Origin of the sequence: Paraburkholderia sp. NPDC080076 (assembly GCF_050281145.1) — a bacterium.
GTDB lineage: Bacteria > Pseudomonadota > Gammaproteobacteria > Burkholderiales > Burkholderiaceae > Paraburkholderia.
Genome location: NZ_JBNNWQ010000004.1, coordinates 669383 through 686837, shown reverse-complemented (window position 1 = coordinate 686837; position 17455 = coordinate 669383). Strand labels below are relative to the sequence as shown.

18 protein-coding genes and 3 tRNA genes are annotated in these 17455 nt (G+C 61.5%); 10 read left to right on the top strand and 11 right to left on the bottom strand.

Features of this window, described 5'->3' with window-relative positions; all coding sequences use genetic code 11:
• Window positions 1-197: 197 nt before the first annotated feature.
• Window positions 198-344 (top strand): hypothetical protein, encoded by a 147-nt coding sequence (locus tag ACQKRQ_RS20175; protein WP_427478967.1) that lies wholly within the window; start codon window positions 198-200, stop codon window positions 342-344.
• 91 nt (window positions 345-435) lie between these two features.
• Here ACQKRQ_RS20175 and ACQKRQ_RS20170 read toward each other — a convergent pair.
• The 4 genes from ACQKRQ_RS20170 to rph form a co-directional block, all read right to left on the bottom strand.
• Window positions 436-525 (bottom strand) — tRNA-Ser (locus ACQKRQ_RS20170).
• A 55-nt stretch (window positions 526-580) separates the two neighbouring features.
• Window positions 581-1810 carry a radical SAM family heme chaperone HemW gene (gene hemW / locus ACQKRQ_RS20165; protein WP_427478965.1) on the bottom strand — a complete coding sequence of 410 codons (1230 nt, stop codon included), beginning with the start codon at window positions 1808-1810 and terminating at the stop codon, window positions 581-583.
• On the bottom strand, window positions 1807-2454 hold the full coding sequence (gene rdgB, locus ACQKRQ_RS20160) for an RdgB/HAM1 family non-canonical purine NTP pyrophosphatase (protein ID WP_427478963.1): 648 nt from the start codon (window positions 2452-2454) through the stop codon (window positions 1807-1809). The genes hemW and rdgB overlap by 4 nt, the downstream gene beginning before the upstream one ends.
• Complete coding sequence (rph, locus tag ACQKRQ_RS20155) at window positions 2447-3187, bottom strand: ribonuclease PH (protein WP_408248251.1); 741 nt, start codon at window positions 3185-3187, stop codon at window positions 2447-2449. Before rph ends, rdgB begins: the two co-directional genes overlap by 8 nt.
• Before the next feature lie 226 nt (window positions 3188-3413).
• Between rph and ACQKRQ_RS20150 the strand changes: the two genes are divergently transcribed.
• The 5 genes from ACQKRQ_RS20150 to ACQKRQ_RS20130 all read left to right on the top strand — a co-directional run bounded on the left by ACQKRQ_RS20150 (window position 3414) and on the right by ACQKRQ_RS20130 (window position 8406).
• The gene (locus ACQKRQ_RS20150) at window positions 3414-4337 is read left to right on the top strand and encodes a YicC/YloC family endoribonuclease (RefSeq protein WP_408216242.1); all 924 of its coding nucleotides are present in this window, start codon (window positions 3414-3416) and stop codon (window positions 4335-4337) included.
• Window positions 4338-4355: 18 nt separating this feature from the next.
• Window positions 4356-5036 (top strand): guanylate kinase, encoded by a 681-nt coding sequence (gene gmk, locus ACQKRQ_RS20145; RefSeq protein WP_427478961.1) that lies wholly within the window; start codon window positions 4356-4358, stop codon window positions 5034-5036.
• Between the two features lie 60 nt (window positions 5037-5096).
• Entirely contained in the window at window positions 5097-5300 is a 204-nt protein-coding gene (rpoZ, locus tag ACQKRQ_RS20140) for a DNA-directed RNA polymerase subunit omega (protein ID WP_006025620.1), read from the top strand.
• A gap of 133 nt (window positions 5301-5433) precedes the next feature.
• Complete coding sequence (locus ACQKRQ_RS20135) at window positions 5434-7791, top strand: RelA/SpoT family protein (RefSeq protein WP_132373447.1); 2358 nt, start codon at window positions 5434-5436, stop codon at window positions 7789-7791.
• A gap of 108 nt (window positions 7792-7899) precedes the next feature.
• Window positions 7900-8406 carry a phage protein NinX family protein gene (locus tag ACQKRQ_RS20130; protein WP_427478954.1) on the top strand — a complete coding sequence of 169 codons (507 nt, stop codon included), beginning with the start codon at window positions 7900-7902 and terminating at the stop codon, window positions 8404-8406.
• A gap of 109 nt (window positions 8407-8515) precedes the next feature.
• Here ACQKRQ_RS20130 and ACQKRQ_RS20125 read toward each other — a convergent pair.
• Both ACQKRQ_RS20125 and ACQKRQ_RS20120 read right to left on the bottom strand, forming a co-directional pair.
• Window positions 8516-8592, bottom strand: a tRNA-Arg gene (locus tag ACQKRQ_RS20125).
• A gap of 78 nt (window positions 8593-8670) precedes the next feature.
• Window positions 8671-8747 (bottom strand) — tRNA-Arg (locus ACQKRQ_RS20120).
• Between the two features lie 120 nt (window positions 8748-8867).
• On the opposite strand from ACQKRQ_RS20120, the gene greB reads away from it, so the two are divergent.
• Window positions 8868-9437: a transcription elongation factor GreB gene (gene greB, locus ACQKRQ_RS20115; RefSeq protein WP_132373449.1), complete on the top strand. Its 570-nt coding sequence runs from the start codon at window positions 8868-8870 to the stop codon at window positions 9435-9437.
• A 117-nt stretch (window positions 9438-9554) separates the two neighbouring features.
• Here the strand turns inward: greB and ACQKRQ_RS20110 are convergent, their stop codons facing one another.
• Window positions 9555-10700, bottom strand: coding sequence for a porin (locus tag ACQKRQ_RS20110; protein WP_132373450.1), 1146 nt, complete (start codon window positions 10698-10700; stop codon window positions 9555-9557).
• A gap of 531 nt (window positions 10701-11231) precedes the next feature.
• Window positions 11232-11480: a hypothetical protein gene (locus ACQKRQ_RS20105; RefSeq protein ID WP_132373451.1), complete on the bottom strand. Its 249-nt coding sequence runs from the start codon at window positions 11478-11480 to the stop codon at window positions 11232-11234.
• 415 nt (window positions 11481-11895) lie between these two features.
• Here ACQKRQ_RS20105 and ACQKRQ_RS20100 point away from each other — a divergent pair, with 415 nt between their 5' ends.
• Both ACQKRQ_RS20100 and ACQKRQ_RS20095 read left to right on the top strand, forming a co-directional pair.
• On the top strand, window positions 11896-12099 hold the full coding sequence (locus tag ACQKRQ_RS20100) for a cold-shock protein (protein ID WP_064268598.1): 204 nt from the start codon (window positions 11896-11898) through the stop codon (window positions 12097-12099).
• A gap of 349 nt (window positions 12100-12448) precedes the next feature.
• A complete protein-coding gene (locus ACQKRQ_RS20095; protein WP_427478950.1) occupies window positions 12449-13600 on the top strand; it encodes an exonuclease domain-containing protein in 1152 nt (383 codons plus the stop codon).
• A gap of 150 nt (window positions 13601-13750) precedes the next feature.
• Here ACQKRQ_RS20095 and ACQKRQ_RS20090 read toward each other — a convergent pair whose 3' ends face one another.
• From ACQKRQ_RS20090 to ACQKRQ_RS20080, 3 genes are all read right to left on the bottom strand, one after another.
• Window positions 13751-14347, bottom strand: coding sequence for a chorismate mutase (locus ACQKRQ_RS20090; protein WP_408433743.1), 597 nt, complete (start codon window positions 14345-14347; stop codon window positions 13751-13753).
• Between the two features lie 271 nt (window positions 14348-14618).
• Window positions 14619-14768: a hypothetical protein gene (locus tag ACQKRQ_RS20085; RefSeq protein ID WP_007180815.1), complete on the bottom strand. Its 150-nt coding sequence runs from the start codon at window positions 14766-14768 to the stop codon at window positions 14619-14621.
• Between the two features lie 517 nt (window positions 14769-15285).
• A complete protein-coding gene (locus tag ACQKRQ_RS20080) occupies window positions 15286-16401 on the bottom strand; it encodes an aldo/keto reductase (protein ID WP_427478948.1) in 1116 nt (371 codons plus the stop codon).
• A gap of 127 nt (window positions 16402-16528) precedes the next feature.
• On the opposite strand from ACQKRQ_RS20080, the gene ACQKRQ_RS20075 reads away from it, so the two are divergent.
• Window positions 16529-17440 (top strand): LysR substrate-binding domain-containing protein, encoded by a 912-nt coding sequence (locus ACQKRQ_RS20075; protein WP_427478946.1) that lies wholly within the window; start codon window positions 16529-16531, stop codon window positions 17438-17440.
• The last annotated feature ends 15 nt before the right edge of the window (window positions 17441-17455 follow it).

Sequence of the window (17455 nt, the reverse complement as noted above, 5' to 3'; positions counted from 1 at the left end):
TGCGACACCCAAGGCGACACCCAAGGCGACACCCAAGGCGACACCCAAGGCGACACCCAAGGCGACACCCAAGGCGACACCCAAGGCGACACCCAAGGCGACACCCAAGGCGACACCCAAGGCAACACCCAAGGCGGGCATTGGTGCAAGCTGTCGCCTAAAATTTAAGCGTGGCCATGACTTTGATGGAGGCTGCCATGAGCGACTCAATGTTGGCGATTTTGATAGGGACGATCGTGGTTGTGTTTGGCGCAGGGATCTGGGCCGTTTCCGAGAACGAGGAGCGACTATCCCGCTGGTTCCGGGAACATCATCTGCGGGATTTGGTGCGCCACAAGTCCTGATGTACCCATTCAAGGACATTCGCATGGTTGGCGGGTTGTTTGGCGGGTAGAAACGAAAAACGGGCCGAAAGGCCCGTATTCATTGATGTTCTGGCGGAGGCGGTGAGATTCGAACTCACGGAAAGATTGCTCCTTCGCCGGTTTTCAAGACCGGTGCCTTAAACCACTCGGCCACACCTCCAAGCCCTAAATTGTAACCTGAAAAAACCTCGCTGCGGCGCCCGGTCGATCCGCAATCACTGCGGATCTTTCAGAAACAGCTCTTGCAAATCGTTCAGGAACGCCTGGCCGAGCGGCGTCGGTGCAATCTTTTCGTGGTCGCGCGTGATCAGCTTGCGCCGTTCGGCTTCCTGCAAGGCCGGTTCGATCGACGTCATCGACATCCCCGTCCGCTCGATGAACCGATGCACCGGAAACCCTTCCACCAGCCGCAGCGCGTTCAGCATGAACTCGAACGGCAGATCGCGCGGCCCGACTTCATGCTCTTCCTGCACCGCCGTGCCGGCCTTCGCCTGCTCGATGAAGGTGGCGGGATGCTTGTAGCGCGCCTGCCGCAGCACGCGATTCGGAAACGACAGCTTCGTATGCGCGCCCGCGCCGATGCCGAGATAGTCGCCGAAGCGCCAGTAGTTCAGATTGTGCTTGCTCTGCCGATGCGGCTGCGCATACGCCGACACCTCATAGCGCTCGTAACCGGCAGCGGAGGTGCGCTCGTGAATCCAGTCCTGCATATCGGCGGATGCATCGTCGTCGGGCAGGGCGGGCGGAAACTTCGCGAATAGCGTGTTCGGTTCGAGCGTCAGGTGATACAGCGACAAATGAGGCGGCGCGAACGACAACGCTGTCTCGACATCGGCCTGGCATTCGGCGAGCGTCTGCCCCGGCAGCGCGAACATCAGGTCGAGATTAAAGTTATCAAACGTGGTCGAGGCCACTTCGACGGCATGGCGCGCTTGCGCCGAGTCGTGAATGCGGCCGAGCGCCTTCAGATGAGCCTCGTTAAAACTCTGGATGCCCACCGAGAGCCGGTTCACGCCGCTCGCGCGAAACTGCGCGAACTTGGCGGCTTCGAAGGTGCCGGGATTGGCTTCGAGCGTGATTTCCGCGTCGGCGTCGAGCGGTAGCAGCGCGCGCACATCGGACAGCATGCGATCGAGCCCGGCCGCCGAAAGGAGGCTGGGCGTGCCGCCGCCGATGAACACCGTATGCACCTGGCGGCCCCAGACCAGCGGCAGCGCCCTCTCGAGATCGGCGCGCAACGCGTCGAGATATTCGTTCTCGGGGAACGTGTCGCCTTTCCACTCGTGCGAGTTGAAATCGCAATACGGACACTTGCGCACGCACCACGGAAAATGCACGTACAACGCCAGCGGCGGTAGCGATGTCAGCCGGATGCTGCCCGGCGACGTGAAGGCCTTGATGACGCCGTTGCCGATATCGGCGGGCGCCGGTTTGATCGGAATCACGCTTCCTCCGTCAGACGCGCGAGCAGTTGCCGCAACGCAATCGCGCGATGGCTGCTGGCGTTCTTCACCGCCGGTTCGAGTTCGGCGGCGCTCGCATTCAGCGACGGCAGGAAGAAGTACGGGTCGTAGCCGAATCCATGTGCGCCGCGCGGTGCGTCCAGCATTTCGCCATGCCAGCGGCCTTCGGCGATCAGCGGCTCGGGATCGTCCGCGTGACGCACCAAAGCCAGCACGCAGAAGTAGTAGGCGCGGCGATCGGTCTCGCCTTGCAACGCCGAGACGAGGCGCGCGTTATTCGCCGCGTCGCTCTTTTCGCCGCCGGCAAGCTGCGCGTAGCGCGCCGAATAGACGCCCGGCGCGCCGCGCAGCGCGCGCACACAAAGGCCCGAGTCGTCGGCGAGCGCGGGCAGGCCGGTCAGTTTCGACGCATGGCGCGCCTTGGTCAGCGCGTTCTCGACGAAGGTCGGATGCGGCTCTTCGGCTTCCGGCACGTTCAACTCGCCTTGCGGAATCAGTTCGATGCCGGCCGCGCCGAGCAACGCCGCGAACTCGCGCAGCTTGCCGGCGTTGTTCGACGCCAGCACGACTCTCTTCAACGGCGAAGCGGACACGGCCGCGCCATTGTTTTGACTCACCTCATTCACCCTTTTGCTCCAGCGCTGCTTTCTGCTTCGCGATCAGCGTATTGATGCCGTCGCTGGCCAGATCCAGCAGCGCGTTCATTTCGTCGCGCGAGAAGGCCACACCTTCAGCGGTGCCCTGAATTTCCACGAACCCGCCCGCGCCCGTCATCACGACGTTCATATCGGTGTCGCATTGCGAGTCTTCGTCGTAGTCGAGATCCAGCACCGGCAGGCCGTCGTACACGCCCACCGAAATCGCCGCGACATAATCAGCAATCGGCGAGCTTTCGATGCGGCCGGTGGCCAGCAGTTTGGCCACCGCATCGTGTGCCGCCACGAACGCGCCGGTGATGCTGGCCGTGCGCGTGCCGCCGTCGGCCTGGATCACGTCGCAATCGATATGCAGCGTGCGCGCGCCGAGCTTCTCCAGATCGAACACCGAGCGCAGCGCGCGACCGATCAGCCGCTGGATTTCCTGGGTGCGGCCGGTCTGTTTTCCGCGTGCGGCTTCGCGGTCGCTGCGCGTGTGCGTGGCGCGCGGCAACATGCCGTATTCGGCGGTGAGCCAGCCCTGGCCTCGGTCGCGCAGAAACGACGGCACGCTCTCAGCAATGCTCGCGGTGCAGATCACTTTCGTATCGCCGAATTCGACCAGCACCGAGCCCTCCGCGTGCTTCGTGTAGTGGCGCGTGATGCGCACGTCGCGCAGCTGATTGGCCTTGCGGCCGCTGGGGCGTTGGGTGTCGTTGGTCATGTTGGGATCGGTCAGGAAGAAAAGCGGGAGGGAAAGCGCGATTTTACAGCCGATCGGGCGGGGCGGCTGCCCGCATGTGCGTTGGCTCTTCAAGGGGCGCCATCGCGGGGCGGCCTTTCCGCCAAAAATGGGATAATGCCGTTTCCCCGCCCCGCGTCTCGTACACGCCGGGCGATTCGACTCTCAGGCCATCGTCGAGCGCATGGCCGCAATCGCGAGAAATACGATGATCTACAGCATGACTGGCTATGCGAGCGCCACGCGCGAACTCGTCGCGGCCTCGGGCACAGGTGGCGTGAGCGTATCGGTCGAACTGCGCACCGTGAACTCGCGCTTTCTCGATCTGAACTTCCGCATGCCGGAAGACGTGCGCGTGTGCGAACCCACGCTGCGCGAGATGCTGATGAACAAGCTGTCGCGCGGCAAGGTCGATATCCGCATCAACCTGCAACGCAGCGAACAGTCCGCCAACGCGGGTTCGATCAACCACGACGCGCTCACGCAACTCGCGCTGCTCGAACGCACGGTGCTCTCGACGTTTCCGGAAGCAGAGCGGCTGCGCACGGGCGAGATTCTGCGCTGGCCGGGCATTCTGGCCGAAAGCGGCGTAGCGCCTGAAGTGCTGCGCGACGCCGTGCTCGCCTGCGGCAAGCAGGCCATCACGGACCTGATCGACGTGCGCGCCCGCGAAGGCGCGCAACTGGCGACCATGCTGATCGCCAACGTCACCGAGATGGAAGCGATCGTCACGAAGATCACGCCGCTCGTGCCGGAACTGATCGCCAAGCATCAACAGAAGATTGTCGAACGCTTGCAGGAAGCGCTCGGCATCGCCGCGCCGGATACCGCCGCGACGATCGTCTCGCGCGAAGAGATCAACGAGCGGATTCGCCAGGAAGTGACGATGTACGGCATCCGTATCGACATCGCCGAAGAATTGTCGCGTCTCACGGCTCACCTGAACGAAACGCGTCACGTGATCCAGAAGGGCGGCAAGGTCGGCAAGCGCCTCGACTTCATGATGCAGGAGCTCAACCGCGAAGCGAACACGCTCGGTTCCAAGGCCGCCGCAAAGGAACTGGCGGATTCGTCGATGACCCTGAAGCTGCTCATCGAACAGATGCGCGAGCAAGTACAGAATCTGGAATAAGGCTGGAGCACCACGGACATGACCGACCATCACCACCCACGCGAAACGCCGCGCAATCCGTACGCCGGTGCTTACCCCGGCAACCTGTTCATGGTCGTCGCGCCTTCGGGCGCGGGCAAGTCGACGCTCGTAAACGCGCTGCTCGCCGGCGACGACGCGATCCGCCTGTCGATCTCGTACACGACGCGTCCGCCGCGCCCGAAGGAGCAGGACGGCGAGCACTACCACTTCACCACCGTCGACGATTTCATGAAGCGTCACGATGCCGGCGAGTTTCTGGAAAGCGCGGAAGTGCACGGCAACTACTACGGCACCTCGCGCGTGTGGATCGAGGACCAGATGAAAAGCGGCCATGACGTGCTGCTCGAAATCGACTGGCAGGGTGCGCAGCAGGTGAAAAAGCAGTTTCACAACGCGGTCGAAATTTTCATTTTGCCGCCATCGCTCGAAGCGCTCGAAGAGCGTCTGAAGAAGCGCGGCCAGGACGAGCCGAACGTGATCACACGCCGGCTGCTCGCGGCCGGCAGCGAGATGGCGCACGCGGCGGAAGCGGAGTACGTGGTGATCAACGAGAAGTTCGAACGCGCGCTCAGCGAACTGCAATGCCTCGTGGCCGCGACGCGTTCGCGCTTCGCCTCGCAATACGCGCGCCACACGCAGCTTTTCGTGCAGCTCGGCATTCACCTGCCACACGCGTAAGCGCGGCGGTGTACCGAGCACATAAGGTAGAATAAGCAACATACTGAGAAGGAACCCAACATGGCCCGCATTACCGTCGAAGACTGCCTCAAACAGATCCCGAACCGTTTCGAACTCGCGCTTGCCGCAACCTATCGCGCGCGTCAGCTCGCTCAAGGCCACACGCCGAAGATCGAAAGCCGCGACAAGCCCACCGTCGTCGCACTGCGCGAAATCGCAGCCGGCCAGGTTGGCGTCGAAATGCTGAAGAAGGTGCCTGTTTAAGTAAGGCGCACTGCTCCGGTTTCGACTACGCGTTGCCATACCTGTTTGCGACACGCTTTTGCAACATCTTTGCCGCACGTAAGTGCATCAACGTGCAGACCGGCGTCCAACCCTAACCGCTACGGAGGCGAACATGAGTGCTACCCCGCCCACCGCCACGGAAGTGGAACACGACGCTGACTCGCCCTCGTCTGCACGGAAGTACATCGACGCGGTCCTCGAACAGTCGTTTCGCCATCTGTTCGGGCCGACCGCCACGCCGGAGCAACCGCGCCGGCATGACGTCGTCTCCATTGCCAAACTGACGTCCGCCTTGTCCGGCTATCTGCAGCCGGAAGAGATCAAGGACATCAAGTCGGCCTTCCATTTCAGCGACGAAGCCCACCTCGGCCAGTACCGCCAGAGCGGCGAGCCGTACATCACGCATCCTGTCGCCGTCGCGGAAATCTGCGCCGGCTGGAACCTCGACGCCCAGGCGCTCATGGCGGCGCTGCTGCACGACGTGATGGAAGACCAGGGCGTGACCAAGGCCGAACTCGCCGAGCGTTTCGGCGCGAAGGTGGCGGAACTGGTCGACGGCTTGTCGAAGTTGGACAAGATGGAGTTTCGCAATCGCGAGGAAGCGCAGGCGGAAAACTTCCGCAAGATGCTGCTCGCGATGGCGCGCGACGTCCGCGTGATTCTGGTCAAGCTCGCCGACCGGCTGCACAACATGCGCACGCTGGGCGCGGTGCCGCCGGAAAAGCGCCGCCGCGTGGCGCGCGAGACGCTGGATATCTACGCGCCGATCGCTCACCGGCTCGGCCTGAACAATACTTATCGCGAGCTGCAGGACCTGAGCTTCGCGAACTTCAACCCGCACCGGTACGCCACGCTCGAAAAAGCCGTCAAGGCGGCGCGCGGCAACCGGCGCGAAGTGGTCGGCAAGATTCTCGAATCGGTGCAGCGCGCAATTGCCGACGCGAAGCTCGACGCCGAGGTCACCGGCCGCGAGAAAACCATCTTCAGTATCTACAAGAAGATGCGCGACAAGCAGTTGTCGTTCTCGCAAGTGCTCGATGTGTACGGCTTCCGCGTCGTGGTGGACAGCGCGCTGGAGTGCTATACCTGCATCGGCGCGCTGCATGCGCTGTACAAGCCCGTGCCGGGCAAGTTCAAGGATTACATCGCGATCCCGAAGGTGAATGGCTATCAGTCGCTGCACACCACGCTGGTCGGCCCGTTCGGCGCGCCGATCGAGTTTCAGGTGCGCACGCGCAAGATGCACGAGATCGCCGAGGCGGGCGTGGCCGCGCACTGGCTGTACAAGAACGGCGGCGCGGACCTGAACGACGTGCAGAAGCGCGCGCATCAGTGGCTCAAGTCGCTGCTCGATATTCAGAGCGAAGCGGGCGACTCGAGCGAATTCCTCGAACACGTCAAGATCGACCTGTTCCCGGACGCGGTCTACGTGTTTACGCCCAAGTCGAAGATCATGGCGCTGCCGCGCGGCGCCACGGCGCTCGACTTCGCGTATTCGATCCACAGCGACCTGGGCAACCAGTGCGTCGCGGTGAAGATCAACAACGAACTGTTGCCGCTGCGCACCGAGTTGAAGAGCGGCGACATCGTCGAAGTCATCACTGCGCCGTATTCGAAGCCGAATCCGGCGTGGCTCGGTTTTGTCCGTACCGGCAAGGCGCGCTCGGCGATCCGCCATTATCTGAAGACGATGCGGCTGAACGAGTCCGTTCAACTCGGCGAGCGTCTGGTCGACCAGGCGTTGAAGGGTTATGGGCTGGCGCTTTCGGATGTGACGCCGGAAGCGTGGGAGAAGCTCGTGCAATGGACGGGCAACAAGAACCGTCAGGAAATTTTCGCGGACATCGGTCTCGGCCGGCGTGTCGCGGCAGTCATGGCCAAGCGCATCGAAGTGCTGATGAGCGGCCGCGACGCCGACGACGACGGCTCGCGCTCCCACTCCGATTTGCCGCATGCGCCGCCGGTCGTCATTACCGGCACCGAGGGCATGTCGGTGCAACTGTCCGCGTGCTGCCGTCCGATTCCGGGCGACGACATCATGGGCTATATCGGCATCGGCCTCGGCATGGCGATCCACACCACGGATTGCCGCGTCGCGCAACGAATCCACCGGCGCGATCCGGGCCGCTGGATCGACGTCGCCTGGGCACCGCAACCGGGGCGTCTGTTCGACGTCGCCGTGAAGGTGCTGGTCAAGAACACCAAGGGCGTGTTCGCCCGCGTGGCCGCGGATATCACCTCGGCGGATGCCAACATCGTCCACATTGCAATGGACGAAGACCTGTCGCAGGAATCCACGGTGTTGCGCTTCGTGATCCAGGTCAGCGATCGTGTCCATCTGGCCAACGTCATGCGCCGGGTGCGCACGAACCCGGACGTCATGCGCATCGCGCGCGAGCGGCCGAGCGAGGAAGGCCATCACCGTCACGACGGCGGAATGCGCATCGACCGCGAGCGAGCGGATTACTGACCTTTCGTTTGACGCCTTGGGGTGGCCTCAGGGCGCTTCATTTCCCTCTTCAAATCTGAACGCACCGGCTACGCGCGTAGTCTCATCTGAAACTCAGGGAGAATGTTCGTGAACGTATCCGACCTCAACGGCCTGGCACTCGATTACTGGGTCGCCCGCAGCCTGCACGACTTCGTGCGCGAAATCTACTTTACCGACAGCGGCGAAACCGTGGCGGTTCGCGGCAACGACCGCGGACGTCCCTGGGATGGCCGTTTTACGCCTTCTACGTCATGGGAGGCTGCGGCGGCCGTGCTGGAGCGCGCGCAGCGGCTCGAAGTGCGTGAGCGCAGCCACCAGGGCGCGGCTCACTGCATCGCGGAATTCGAAGGCGGCTACCGAACCGTGGAAGGGCGGGGCGACTCGCTGCGGATCGCGCTGCTGCGGGCATTCGTCGAGAGCCGTTATGGCGAAACCGTGGAGAATGTGCTGCATGAAGCACAGGCGCTGGCCGGCGATCGGGCGCAACCTATCGGTGAGCGGGAAATTAGCGGCGAGCAGGCGATGGCGGCTTCGTTCGGCGATGTGCCGAACCCGGATGGGCAAATCGGAGATATTCAGTCGGCGCCGCGATAAAGGGGCGTGTTCGGGTGCCGCCAAGGCCTTCGGGTGCAGCGGAACCCAAGCGAGGCCGGAACCGACGGACAAAAACAAAGGGCCTTCCGATCGGAAGGCCCTTTATAGGTGGTGCGGCTGGCAGGATTCGAACCCACGACCCCTTGGTTCGTAGCCAAGTACTCTATCCAACTGAGCTACAGCCGCACGCTAAACGGTGATGCTTACTGCACTGAAACTGGGGCAAAACGTAAGGGCCTCCCCAGAGGGAGGCCCTCGAATAAGTGGTGCGGCTGGCAGGATTCGAACCCACGACCCCTTGGTTCGTAGCCAAGTACTCTATCCAACTGAGCTACAGCCGCACGCAGAAACGAGATTATAGCAAAGGTTTCGAAAAAGGGAAGCATGTAACTGCGATTTGTCTCATAGTCGTGATCGTGTACCCTTGATAGGCAGTCGTTTGCTGCAGTTACCGGATCATCATGAACAAGGCCTTTGTCAAAGAGTCGAGCGAAGAGAATGACGACGATCTCGACGTCGCCCAGCCGGACGTTCCCGCTGGAACGAAAAACTACATCACGCCCGCCGGCTACCGGCGCATGCGCGATGAACTACTGCATCTGATCGACGTCGATCGGCCGGAAGTGGTCAAACTGGTGTCGTGGGCGGCCTCGAACGGCGATCGCTCCGAAAATGGCGATTACATCTATGGCAAGCGCCGCTTGCGCGAAATCGATCGGCGCATCCGTTTTCTGACCAAACGGCTGGATCTCGCTGAAGTCGTCGACAGCAGCAAGCAGGAGAATGTCGACCAGGTTTTCTTCGGCGCGGCTGTGGAGTATGCGACGGAGGACGGCGAGGAGCATATCGTGACGATCGTCGGCATCGACGAGGTCGATCTGGATATCGGCCACGTGAGCTGGATCTCGCCGATTGCGCGCGCGCTGCTGAAGGCGAAAGTCGGCGATACGGTCACGTTGTACACACCGGCCGGCCCGCAGCCGATCGACATACTCGACGTCAAATATCCGCCGCCTGATACGGGCGGTTAAGTCACGGCTGACAGGCTTCGTCTCGTTCTCGCCGATCATCCCCGCCTCAGGCATGAAAAGGCACAAAAAAAGGCGCCGCGAACGGCGCCTTCGAGACCACGGGTGTAACCCGCAGCTTTAGAAGCGGTGACGCAGACCTGCGGTCACAGCGACTTGCTTGTTGTTGCCCGAAGCGGCCAGACCGTTGATATCGGCATCCACGACTGCGTTTTCGTTGACTTGCTGATACTCGCCTTGCAGGTATACGTCGGTACGCTTGGACAGCGCGTACGCGGTTTGCAGGTTGAACTGGTTCCAGTGCGGACGCGTGCCAGCCAGGCTCGCGCGGGTGTACGTGTACGAACCGGCAATGCTGACCGCGGGCGTCAGCGCATAGCGAGCGTTCGCCTCAAAGTTCTGGAAGTGAGCGCTGTTGTTGCCGAAGGCGATGCCGTTGGTTTGACCCGATGCGCCAGCGCCGATACCGGCCAGGCTCGACAGGTTCGTTTGCGAATACACGAGGCCGACCGTTGCCGGGCCGAACGCGTAGTTAGCACCCGCGCCCCACGTTTGCTGGCGGCCGGCGAAGAACGTGTTGTCGCTCGACACCGCGCCACCCGAATTGAATGCAGCAGCCGCGCCGGTCGCGCCGTTGCTGTTCAGTTGCAGGTAAGCGGCGGCGACGTTCAGGCCACCCCAGTTGTACGACGCACCCGCGCTATAAGCGCGGTTGTTCGCGAAGCCGTCGGCCTGGTTCGAGAAGCCATACAACGCGCCGAACTTGAAGCCGCCGTAGTTGGCGCTCTGGTACTTGACCGAGTTGTTGATGCGGAACGAGTTGTTCAGGTTGTCGTTGTCGAACGGATGCGCGAACTGCGTGCCGCCGTATTGCGTGCCGGTCAGTGCCAGCGGGGCGACGTAGTCGACCATGCTGTCGTATTGACGGCCCAAGGTGACGGCGCCGAACTGATCGCTCGTCAGACCCACGAAGGCTTGACGGCCGAATTCGCGGCCGCCTTGCTTGAGCGTGCCGTCATTGATGCCGAAGCCGTTTTCCAACGTGAAGATGGCCTTGAGACCACCGCCCAGATCTTCAGATCCACGCAGGCCCCAGCGGCTGCCGTTCACCGAACCGCTCGTTTCCTGCCAGTTGCTGTGACCGTGCTGGTTATTGGTATAGGTGATGCCGGCGTCGATCAAGCCGTACAACGTCACGCTGCTTTGCGCATGCGCGGCCGTTGCGAAGACGCCCGTGAGGGCGGCGACCATGAGTGTCTTTTTCATCTTGTAACTCCGAGAGCGAGAGTGGGCGTTGAACCCAGGCTTAGGGAGACCTTTCACGCGGGCGCTGCGAGAGGCGTAATCCGAGTGAGTTGCGCGCTCAACAAAATCGCGCTGGTTTCCGGTTAGGCAGAGTGTAGAGAGACACTTCGCGCAATGGACGTTCCGATTTCCGCAATAAAGTATTACGCGTTCGGAAACGATATGTGAATGCCGGTTAAGCCTTATAAATAAAGGCTTCCAGCGATTTTCAAGAGAGGGGAGCGATGCGAGGAGGGGAGTTGCGTTGCTGATTCGCGACACTAATCGATGCAAAAAAACAACGTAATAAAACGTAAAATGAGATTGTTGTTGTTACTGAAATAGATGATTGTTATTTATGTGAATAATCGAAATGGAGTCGAGCCGGTATACTGAAATTTCTGCTTTCCGAAGCGGACTTTTTCGTTGACGAAAAAGATCTCCAAACCTTTGTCGGCGCGACTTCCCAGTCGCGCTTTTTTTTCGCCTGTGTTCCGCCGATTGACGACGCGGTCAGTGGGCAGGCGCTGCGCCGTCCACTTCGTTCCAGTCGTCCGCTACCGGGACGCTCCAGTCTTCCATGACATAGCGCCGCGCATCCATGGGGGACGACAGCAGGTTCTGCCAATGATCTCCGTGCCACATGGGATCGATTTCGAAGATAGACGGCGTGTCCGCGACCGGTGTGGATTGTTCGGAAGCCGTGTTTGCGTGCGAGTGGGTCAGCCAGTTAAAGAGGCGGCTGATTTGGTTGAACAGCATGGCAATCTCCCTAATGCGCGTTGCTACTACTACTGAATCCGATCATCCTGCCGTGAACGCGGTGCAGCAAGTCGGACAAACACTTACGGAAAACATCTTTTGTTACATATTTTCAGCAACGTGCTGAAAATATTCCCGCTATTGCGCATTTCCGTAGTCAGGTGGGTAATATTGACTTGGTCTGATTATTCGGATGGCAGTGAATCTATGCGGTCGGGATTTTTAAACCAATAAGCGCAGGCTTATCGCATAGCGTGATAAGCGCATATCCAGAATTCGCTTGACGACAATTCTTCATTCCTCGTATAACGGCAATGCTGAATTTCGACCGCCGGATTTGATTGCATGGCGCGGCCGTGATATTCGGCATGAGGGCAATGCCCGATATTGATAAATCCTCGAGGGAAACTGGAAAATGGAAACTGGTATCGTCAAATGGTTCAACGATGCTAAGGGCTTTGGCTTCATCACGTCGGATTCGGGCGGCGAAGATCTCTTCGCGCACTTTTCGGAGATTCGCGCGGAAGGGTTCAAGTCGCTGAAGGAAAACCAGCGCGTCTCGTTCGACGTCAAGGCCGGCCCGAAGGGCAAGCAGGCGGCGAATATCCAGCCGCTGTAAGCCTGTCAACGTGACTCGGCGCTCGGCCGGGCGGTAGAACGAACGAAAGCCTTTGCAAAACGCGAGGGCTTTTTTATGCCGAATTGTTGTTGGCCGCGGCAATCGTTTTTAACCATCTGGTTCGGAATGTTTTGAACGGCCGGCCAAAATCTCCCGAATGACTTCTCTGTCATTTCCCGGTGTCCGCCGTGAAAACATAATGATTTCTGATTTGCGGGAGGCTTGCCGCTCACGCCAAAACAGGAACATGCGCCTGAAGTCAGTTGACGTAATGCGATGCTATCCGGGTACTCGGCCGCCAACTGGTGCATACTTGCCGCAAAGCCACGCGTCCAAAGTCTCCTTTTCCATGTCTGAACAGTTTTTGCCGGAACCGGCCCTGGATGGTCCGATCGTCTTCGTCGACCTTGAAACCACTGGCGGCTCGACTGCCGAGCATCGCATCACCGAAGTCGGTGTGGTCGAAATAGGGCCTGCCGGCGTGTCGCGCTGGAGCAGTCTGGTCGACCCTCAGCAGCCGATTCCCTCATTCATCCAGCAGCTCACCGGCATCACGAATGCGATGGTGCGGGGCGCGCCGACCTTCGACGCGATCGCCCCGGCTCTCTTCGAGCGTCTGAACGGCAAACTGTTCGTCGCGCATAACGCCAGTTTCGATCGCGGTTTTCTGCGCGGCGAGTTTCGCCGGGTGGGGCTGGCGTTCGATCCGGACGTACTGTGCACCGTGCGCCTGTCGCGCGCGCTGTTTCCGGCGGAAAAGCGTCACGGCCTCGACGCTTTGGTCGAGCGTCATGCGCTCGTGCCGTCCGATCGCCACCGCGCGCTCGCCGACGCCGATCTGATCTGGCAGTTCTGGCAACGTCTGCACGGCCTCGTACCGCTAGACGTATTGCGCACGCAGATCGAGCGCACCACGCGGCGCTATCGGCTAGCGGGCGACATCACGGAAGATCTGCTCGACACGGCGCCGGCGGGTTGCGGCGTCTACGCGTTCTATGGAGAAGAGGATTTGCCGCTGTATGTCGGGCGAAGCGTGCGCGTGCGCCAGCGGCTGCGTTCACATTTGACCGGCGAGCGGCGCTCGTCCAAGGATATCCGGCTTGCGCAGCAGGTGCGGCGCGTCGAGTGGCGCGCAACCGGCGGCGAATTGGGCGCCATGCTCGCGGAGGCGCAGTGGATCGCGACGTTGCGCCCCGGCCATAACCGGGTACCGCGTGTCGCCAAGAGCGATCCGGCGGACGCGCCCTGGCCGTTCGAGGGGCCGATCGTGTTCGAGGAGCGCGAGGAGGCGTCGCAGGCTCGTGCGTTTCATGTCGTCGACCGTTGGTGTTACGTGGGCCATGCGGCGTCGCTCGCGCAGGCGGCGGAGTTGCATGCGTCGAGCGCAGCGGGATCGTTCGAGCTGTCGACGTATCGCATCTTGCAGAGCCATCTCGCCCGCGGTTTGCGTGTGATGCCCTTGAGCGTGTCGAGCGGAACGGCGCTGGCGAGTCTTGCCTGACGGCGTTCGTCGGCTCGGCTTTCAGCGGCTTCGTTTTCAGCGGTTTGATGTTCAACCGATAGCCTGCCGTTCAAAGCGGATTCAAGCGCGCGCGCCAACACCGCGGCCAATAATCCCAGCCTGGAACCGTGCGCTTCACCCCACTCCGAACTAACCCGTCGCGCCCACACCGCCCGTTTCGCACACGTGCCCAAGCGCGCGAGTCAACGCGCTCGAATGAGCCGAGTCATAGCGAGTCAGCGATTTCCAGTTAGCCAGCGATTGCGCGACGCGCGACGGACAGTCCTGCGCCGCACGCAACGGCTGCACGCGTGCAAGGCCGGCCACGAGCGATTGCGTCAGTCGGTCCAACTGCGGTCTCGTGCTGGTCGCCAGATCGGGCGCGGGTCCTTGCGGCGCCTGGCCGCCGCGCCATGTGGCGAACAGCGCGTTTTGCACCTCCTTGCTGGCGTCGATCTGATCCTGAAAGAAAGCACGGGCGAACGCCGGGTCGACGTTTGCCGCGACGGCGCGCTTTTCGACATCGGCGAGGAGGGCGTTCTCGCGCGGCGTGTCGGTGATGTCCTGGTGATTGACCCATTTCCAGCGCGCCACGGGTTCCGCGAGCGCGAGGCGTTGGGAGGCCAGCGCGATCAGATTGGTGAGCGCGGTATCGTCACCATCCGCGATGGCGGGAGCGGGCGCCAATGCAAGAGCAGCCAAAAGCGCGAGCGCGCATGACGCGCCGAAGCGGTACGAACGGTTCATGGAAGATGACAGTGGCCGAGCGGCCGCAGGGGAAAAACCAGAAGAATAGACGATGCGCCGAGCGTGCGTCTGCGTTCCGGCGGAAATCTTCGGAAGGACGCTTGAATAGGCGAGCAAAAACACACGCCGGGCCGCACGGCCAGGCGTCGTCCGAATCAGACGGACTCACCCCGCGTCACGACTCGAGCCGAAAACGAGCGGTCAGACGTGTGCATACAACCGCCGCGCGCCGGACGCGCGGACGTCGATGCTGCATCGCGCCACTGCCCCGTTACTTCGAGTCGCACGACTTGCGTTGTTCGTCGAAAAAGGCGCGAACATGCTCCGGCAGTTCTGCACCCAAAAACTCGACGCCAGCGGGTTCCGGATCCGGGCAAAAAACTTTATCCGGGGTCGGAACTTTCGGTGGTTTGGCATCCATGATCTTTCTCCTTTACAAACCGATTATCGGCCTCGGTCCCCGTTTTGCACTAGCGCCTGATGCGGGTCACATGTTGTGTGTTGCTTTAACGGCACAGCCCAACAATGGAACGGAATGTTTGAATAGAATTTATCGGTTGACTGCTAATGCGCTGATTTCGCTTTCATCAGTGCCAGTCAGTCCGATACTTCCCGCTATTCCCTTCCTAGCTTTGTCCCACGGGGTGTTCAGCAACCCGCCCCTCGCTTTTGTGCACTCCCACATTCATATCGGCCGATATCAATCGAATTGCCGTGGATTTTTGTGCACTGCCGCATCGGCAGGATTTTCTTCTTAAGTGGCCGAACGTTCGTTAATTACCGTTCCGTTCAATACGCGCCATTCGGCCCCCTAATCTTTTGTAAACGAACCATTCTCGAATTTCGTTGACGGCTAAAAGCATTTTTTAAGATTTTTTGCCCGAATAAGAAAACCTAACGTTCGGCAGCGACCGCTGGGCATTCGTCAGACGCTATTTCTACGCTGTCGGCACGGGGATTTTCACCGACGCGGAGTACGCAGCCGGTTTATCAGTCACTTCGACCTGTCCGTGAATCCGCGCTTGATGACCGTCTGCAAACATGTAATACGGGAATGGACGGGCCGGTTCCGACACGGCGTCGAGCCGCGCGATCAGTTCCGGCGCCAGCGTGAAGTCGAGCGAGCCGAGCGACTCCTGCAACTGCTCCGGCCGCGTCGCGCCGACGATGATGCTGGACACGCCGCGCTTCTGATGCAGCCAGTTCAGCGCGACTTGCGCCAGCGGCCGGCCGGCAAGATTGGCGACGGACTCCAGTTCCGCCACGATGCGAAAGTTGCGCTCAGTCAGCTTGTCGAATCCCGGTGGCGGCGCGCTGGCCATGTTGGCGAGGCGGCCGTCGCCGGAGAAACCGGCTGCCGCGCCGCTTTGCGAAGGCCGGTACTTGCCGGACAGCACGCCCATGCCGAGCGGACTCCACGGCACGAGCCCCATGCCGAGATTGGCGGCGAGATCGGCGAACTCATTTTCGGCATTGCGTTCGATCATCGAGTATTCGAGCTGCATGGCCGCGACCGGTTCGAAGCCGCGCCAGTCGGCGAGCGTCTGCGCGCGTCCGGCGAACCATGCGGGCGTATCCGACAAGCCGACATAGCGGATCTTGCCGGCGCGCACGGCGTCGTCCATTGCGCGCATGACTTCGTCCACCGGCGTGATGCGATCCCACGTGTGGAGGTAATACAAGTCGATGTAGTCCGTGCCGAGCCGCTTGAGCGAGCCGTCCAGCGCGCGCAGCAGGTTCTTGCGATGGTTGCCGCCCGCGTTCGGGTTGCCGGTCTCGGCGTTGTAGCCGTACTTGGTCGCGATCACGAGCCGCTCGCGCAGGCCGCGCGTCGCGACGAACTTGCCCAGCCATTTTTCGCTGGTGCCTTCCGTGTAGAGGTCCGCGGTGTCGATGAAATTACCGCCGGCATCCACGTACAGATCGAACAGCCGTTGCGCGGACTTTTCCTCGACACCCCAGCCCCATTCGGTGCCGAAAGTCATCGTGCCGAGCGCGATCGGGCTGACGCGCAAGCCTGAGCGGCCGAGCAGGGTATAGCGATTCATCGTCATGTCAGTCTCCTTGGGCGGTGTCGTAGGAAAAATTGAATCCATGGCCTATCGTGCGCCGATTCTTTTCGTGGAAAAATGCCGCTTGTCTGCAAGGATTGTGAAGTCCGGCTTAACAATGGAGGCAACGATGGATCCTGCGCAATTGCCGGCGTTGATGGCGTTCGTGAGCGTGGCACGTCACGGCAGCTTCACGCACGCGGCCGCCGAGACCGGCGTGACGGCGTCGGCGCTGTCGCAAAGCATCCGCTCGCTCGAAACGCAATTGAATGTGCGTCTGTTCAACCGGACGACCCGGCGCGTGGCGCTGACCGAAGCCGGCGCGCACTTTCTCGCTCGCGTGCGACCGGCGCTGGGCGAACTCGAGGCCGCCTTCGAAGCGCTCGACGAAACCCGCGACCAGCCCGCCGGCAATTTGCGCATCAATTTGCCGCGGGTCGCGAGCGAACTGCTGGTGCTGCCGCATCTCGCGGAATTCACGCGCCGCTATCCGCAGATCCGTCTCGACATGACACTGGACGACGGGATGGCCGATGTCGTCGGCGAAGGCTTCGATGCGGGCATCCGGCTCGGCGAACGGGTCGCCCAGGACATGGTGGCGGTGCCGTTGAGCGGCGAGATTCGCATTGCGGTGGCGGGCTCGCCGGGCTATTTCGAGCGCTATGCACCGCCCGCGACGCCAGCCGATCTCGCCGCGCATGACTGCCTGCGCTACCGCTTTGCGTCGAGCGGCGGCATCTATCGATGGGAGTTCGCGCCGCCCGATGATCCGGCGCGCGTGTTCGAAGTCGAGACGCCCGGCGCGCTCGTCACCAATGACTTGCGCACGATGGTGCAAGCGGCGGAGCAGGGTGTGGGTCTGCTGCACGTCATCGAGGACTACGTACGCGAGCAACTCGACGATGGCCGCCTAGTGCGCGTGCTCGACGCATGGTGTCCGAGCTTCCCCGGTTTCTATCTCTACACGGCGAGCCGCGCGCAGATGCCGCTCAAACTGCGCGCGCTGATCGATTTCCTGAAGGAGAAGCGCGGCGCTCGCTAGCGCGCACGCTTATTT

Coding starts and splice junctions, on each gene's coding strand:
- ACQKRQ_RS20095 (WP_427478950.1), top strand. CDS start 12,449: ATGTCTGAACAGTTTTTGCCGGAACCGGCCCTGGATGGTCCGATCGTC.
- ACQKRQ_RS20150 (WP_408216242.1), top strand. CDS start 3,414: ATGATCTACAGCATGACTGGCTATGCGAGCGCCACGCGCGAACTCGTC.
- ACQKRQ_RS20175 (WP_427478967.1), top strand. CDS start 198: ATGAGCGACTCAATGTTGGCGATTTTGATAGGGACGATCGTGGTTGTG.
- ACQKRQ_RS20100 (WP_064268598.1), top strand. CDS start 11,896: ATGGAAACTGGTATCGTCAAATGGTTCAACGATGCTAAGGGCTTTGGC.
- gmk (WP_427478961.1), top strand. CDS start 4,356: ATGACCGACCATCACCACCCACGCGAAACGCCGCGCAATCCGTACGCC.
- ACQKRQ_RS20135 (WP_132373447.1), top strand. CDS start 5,434: ATGAGTGCTACCCCGCCCACCGCCACGGAAGTGGAACACGACGCTGAC.
- ACQKRQ_RS20110 (WP_132373450.1), bottom strand. CDS start 10,700: ATGAAAAAGACACTCATGGTCGCCGCCCTCACGGGCGTCTTCGCAACG.
- ACQKRQ_RS20085 (WP_007180815.1), bottom strand. CDS start 14,768: ATGGATGCCAAACCACCGAAAGTTCCGACCCCGGATAAAGTTTTTTGC.
- greB (WP_132373449.1), top strand. CDS start 8,868: ATGAACAAGGCCTTTGTCAAAGAGTCGAGCGAAGAGAATGACGACGAT.
- ACQKRQ_RS20105 (WP_132373451.1), bottom strand. CDS start 11,480: ATGCTGTTCAACCAAATCAGCCGCCTCTTTAACTGGCTGACCCACTCG.
- ACQKRQ_RS20075 (WP_427478946.1), top strand. CDS start 16,529: ATGGATCCTGCGCAATTGCCGGCGTTGATGGCGTTCGTGAGCGTGGCA.
- ACQKRQ_RS20090 (WP_408433743.1), bottom strand. CDS start 14,347: ATGAACCGTTCGTACCGCTTCGGCGCGTCATGCGCGCTCGCGCTTTTG.
- ACQKRQ_RS20080 (WP_427478948.1), bottom strand. CDS start 16,401: ATGACGATGAATCGCTATACCCTGCTCGGCCGCTCAGGCTTGCGCGTC.
- rph (WP_408248251.1), bottom strand. CDS start 3,187: ATGACCAACGACACCCAACGCCCCAGCGGCCGCAAGGCCAATCAGCTG.
- rpoZ (WP_006025620.1), top strand. CDS start 5,097: ATGGCCCGCATTACCGTCGAAGACTGCCTCAAACAGATCCCGAACCGT.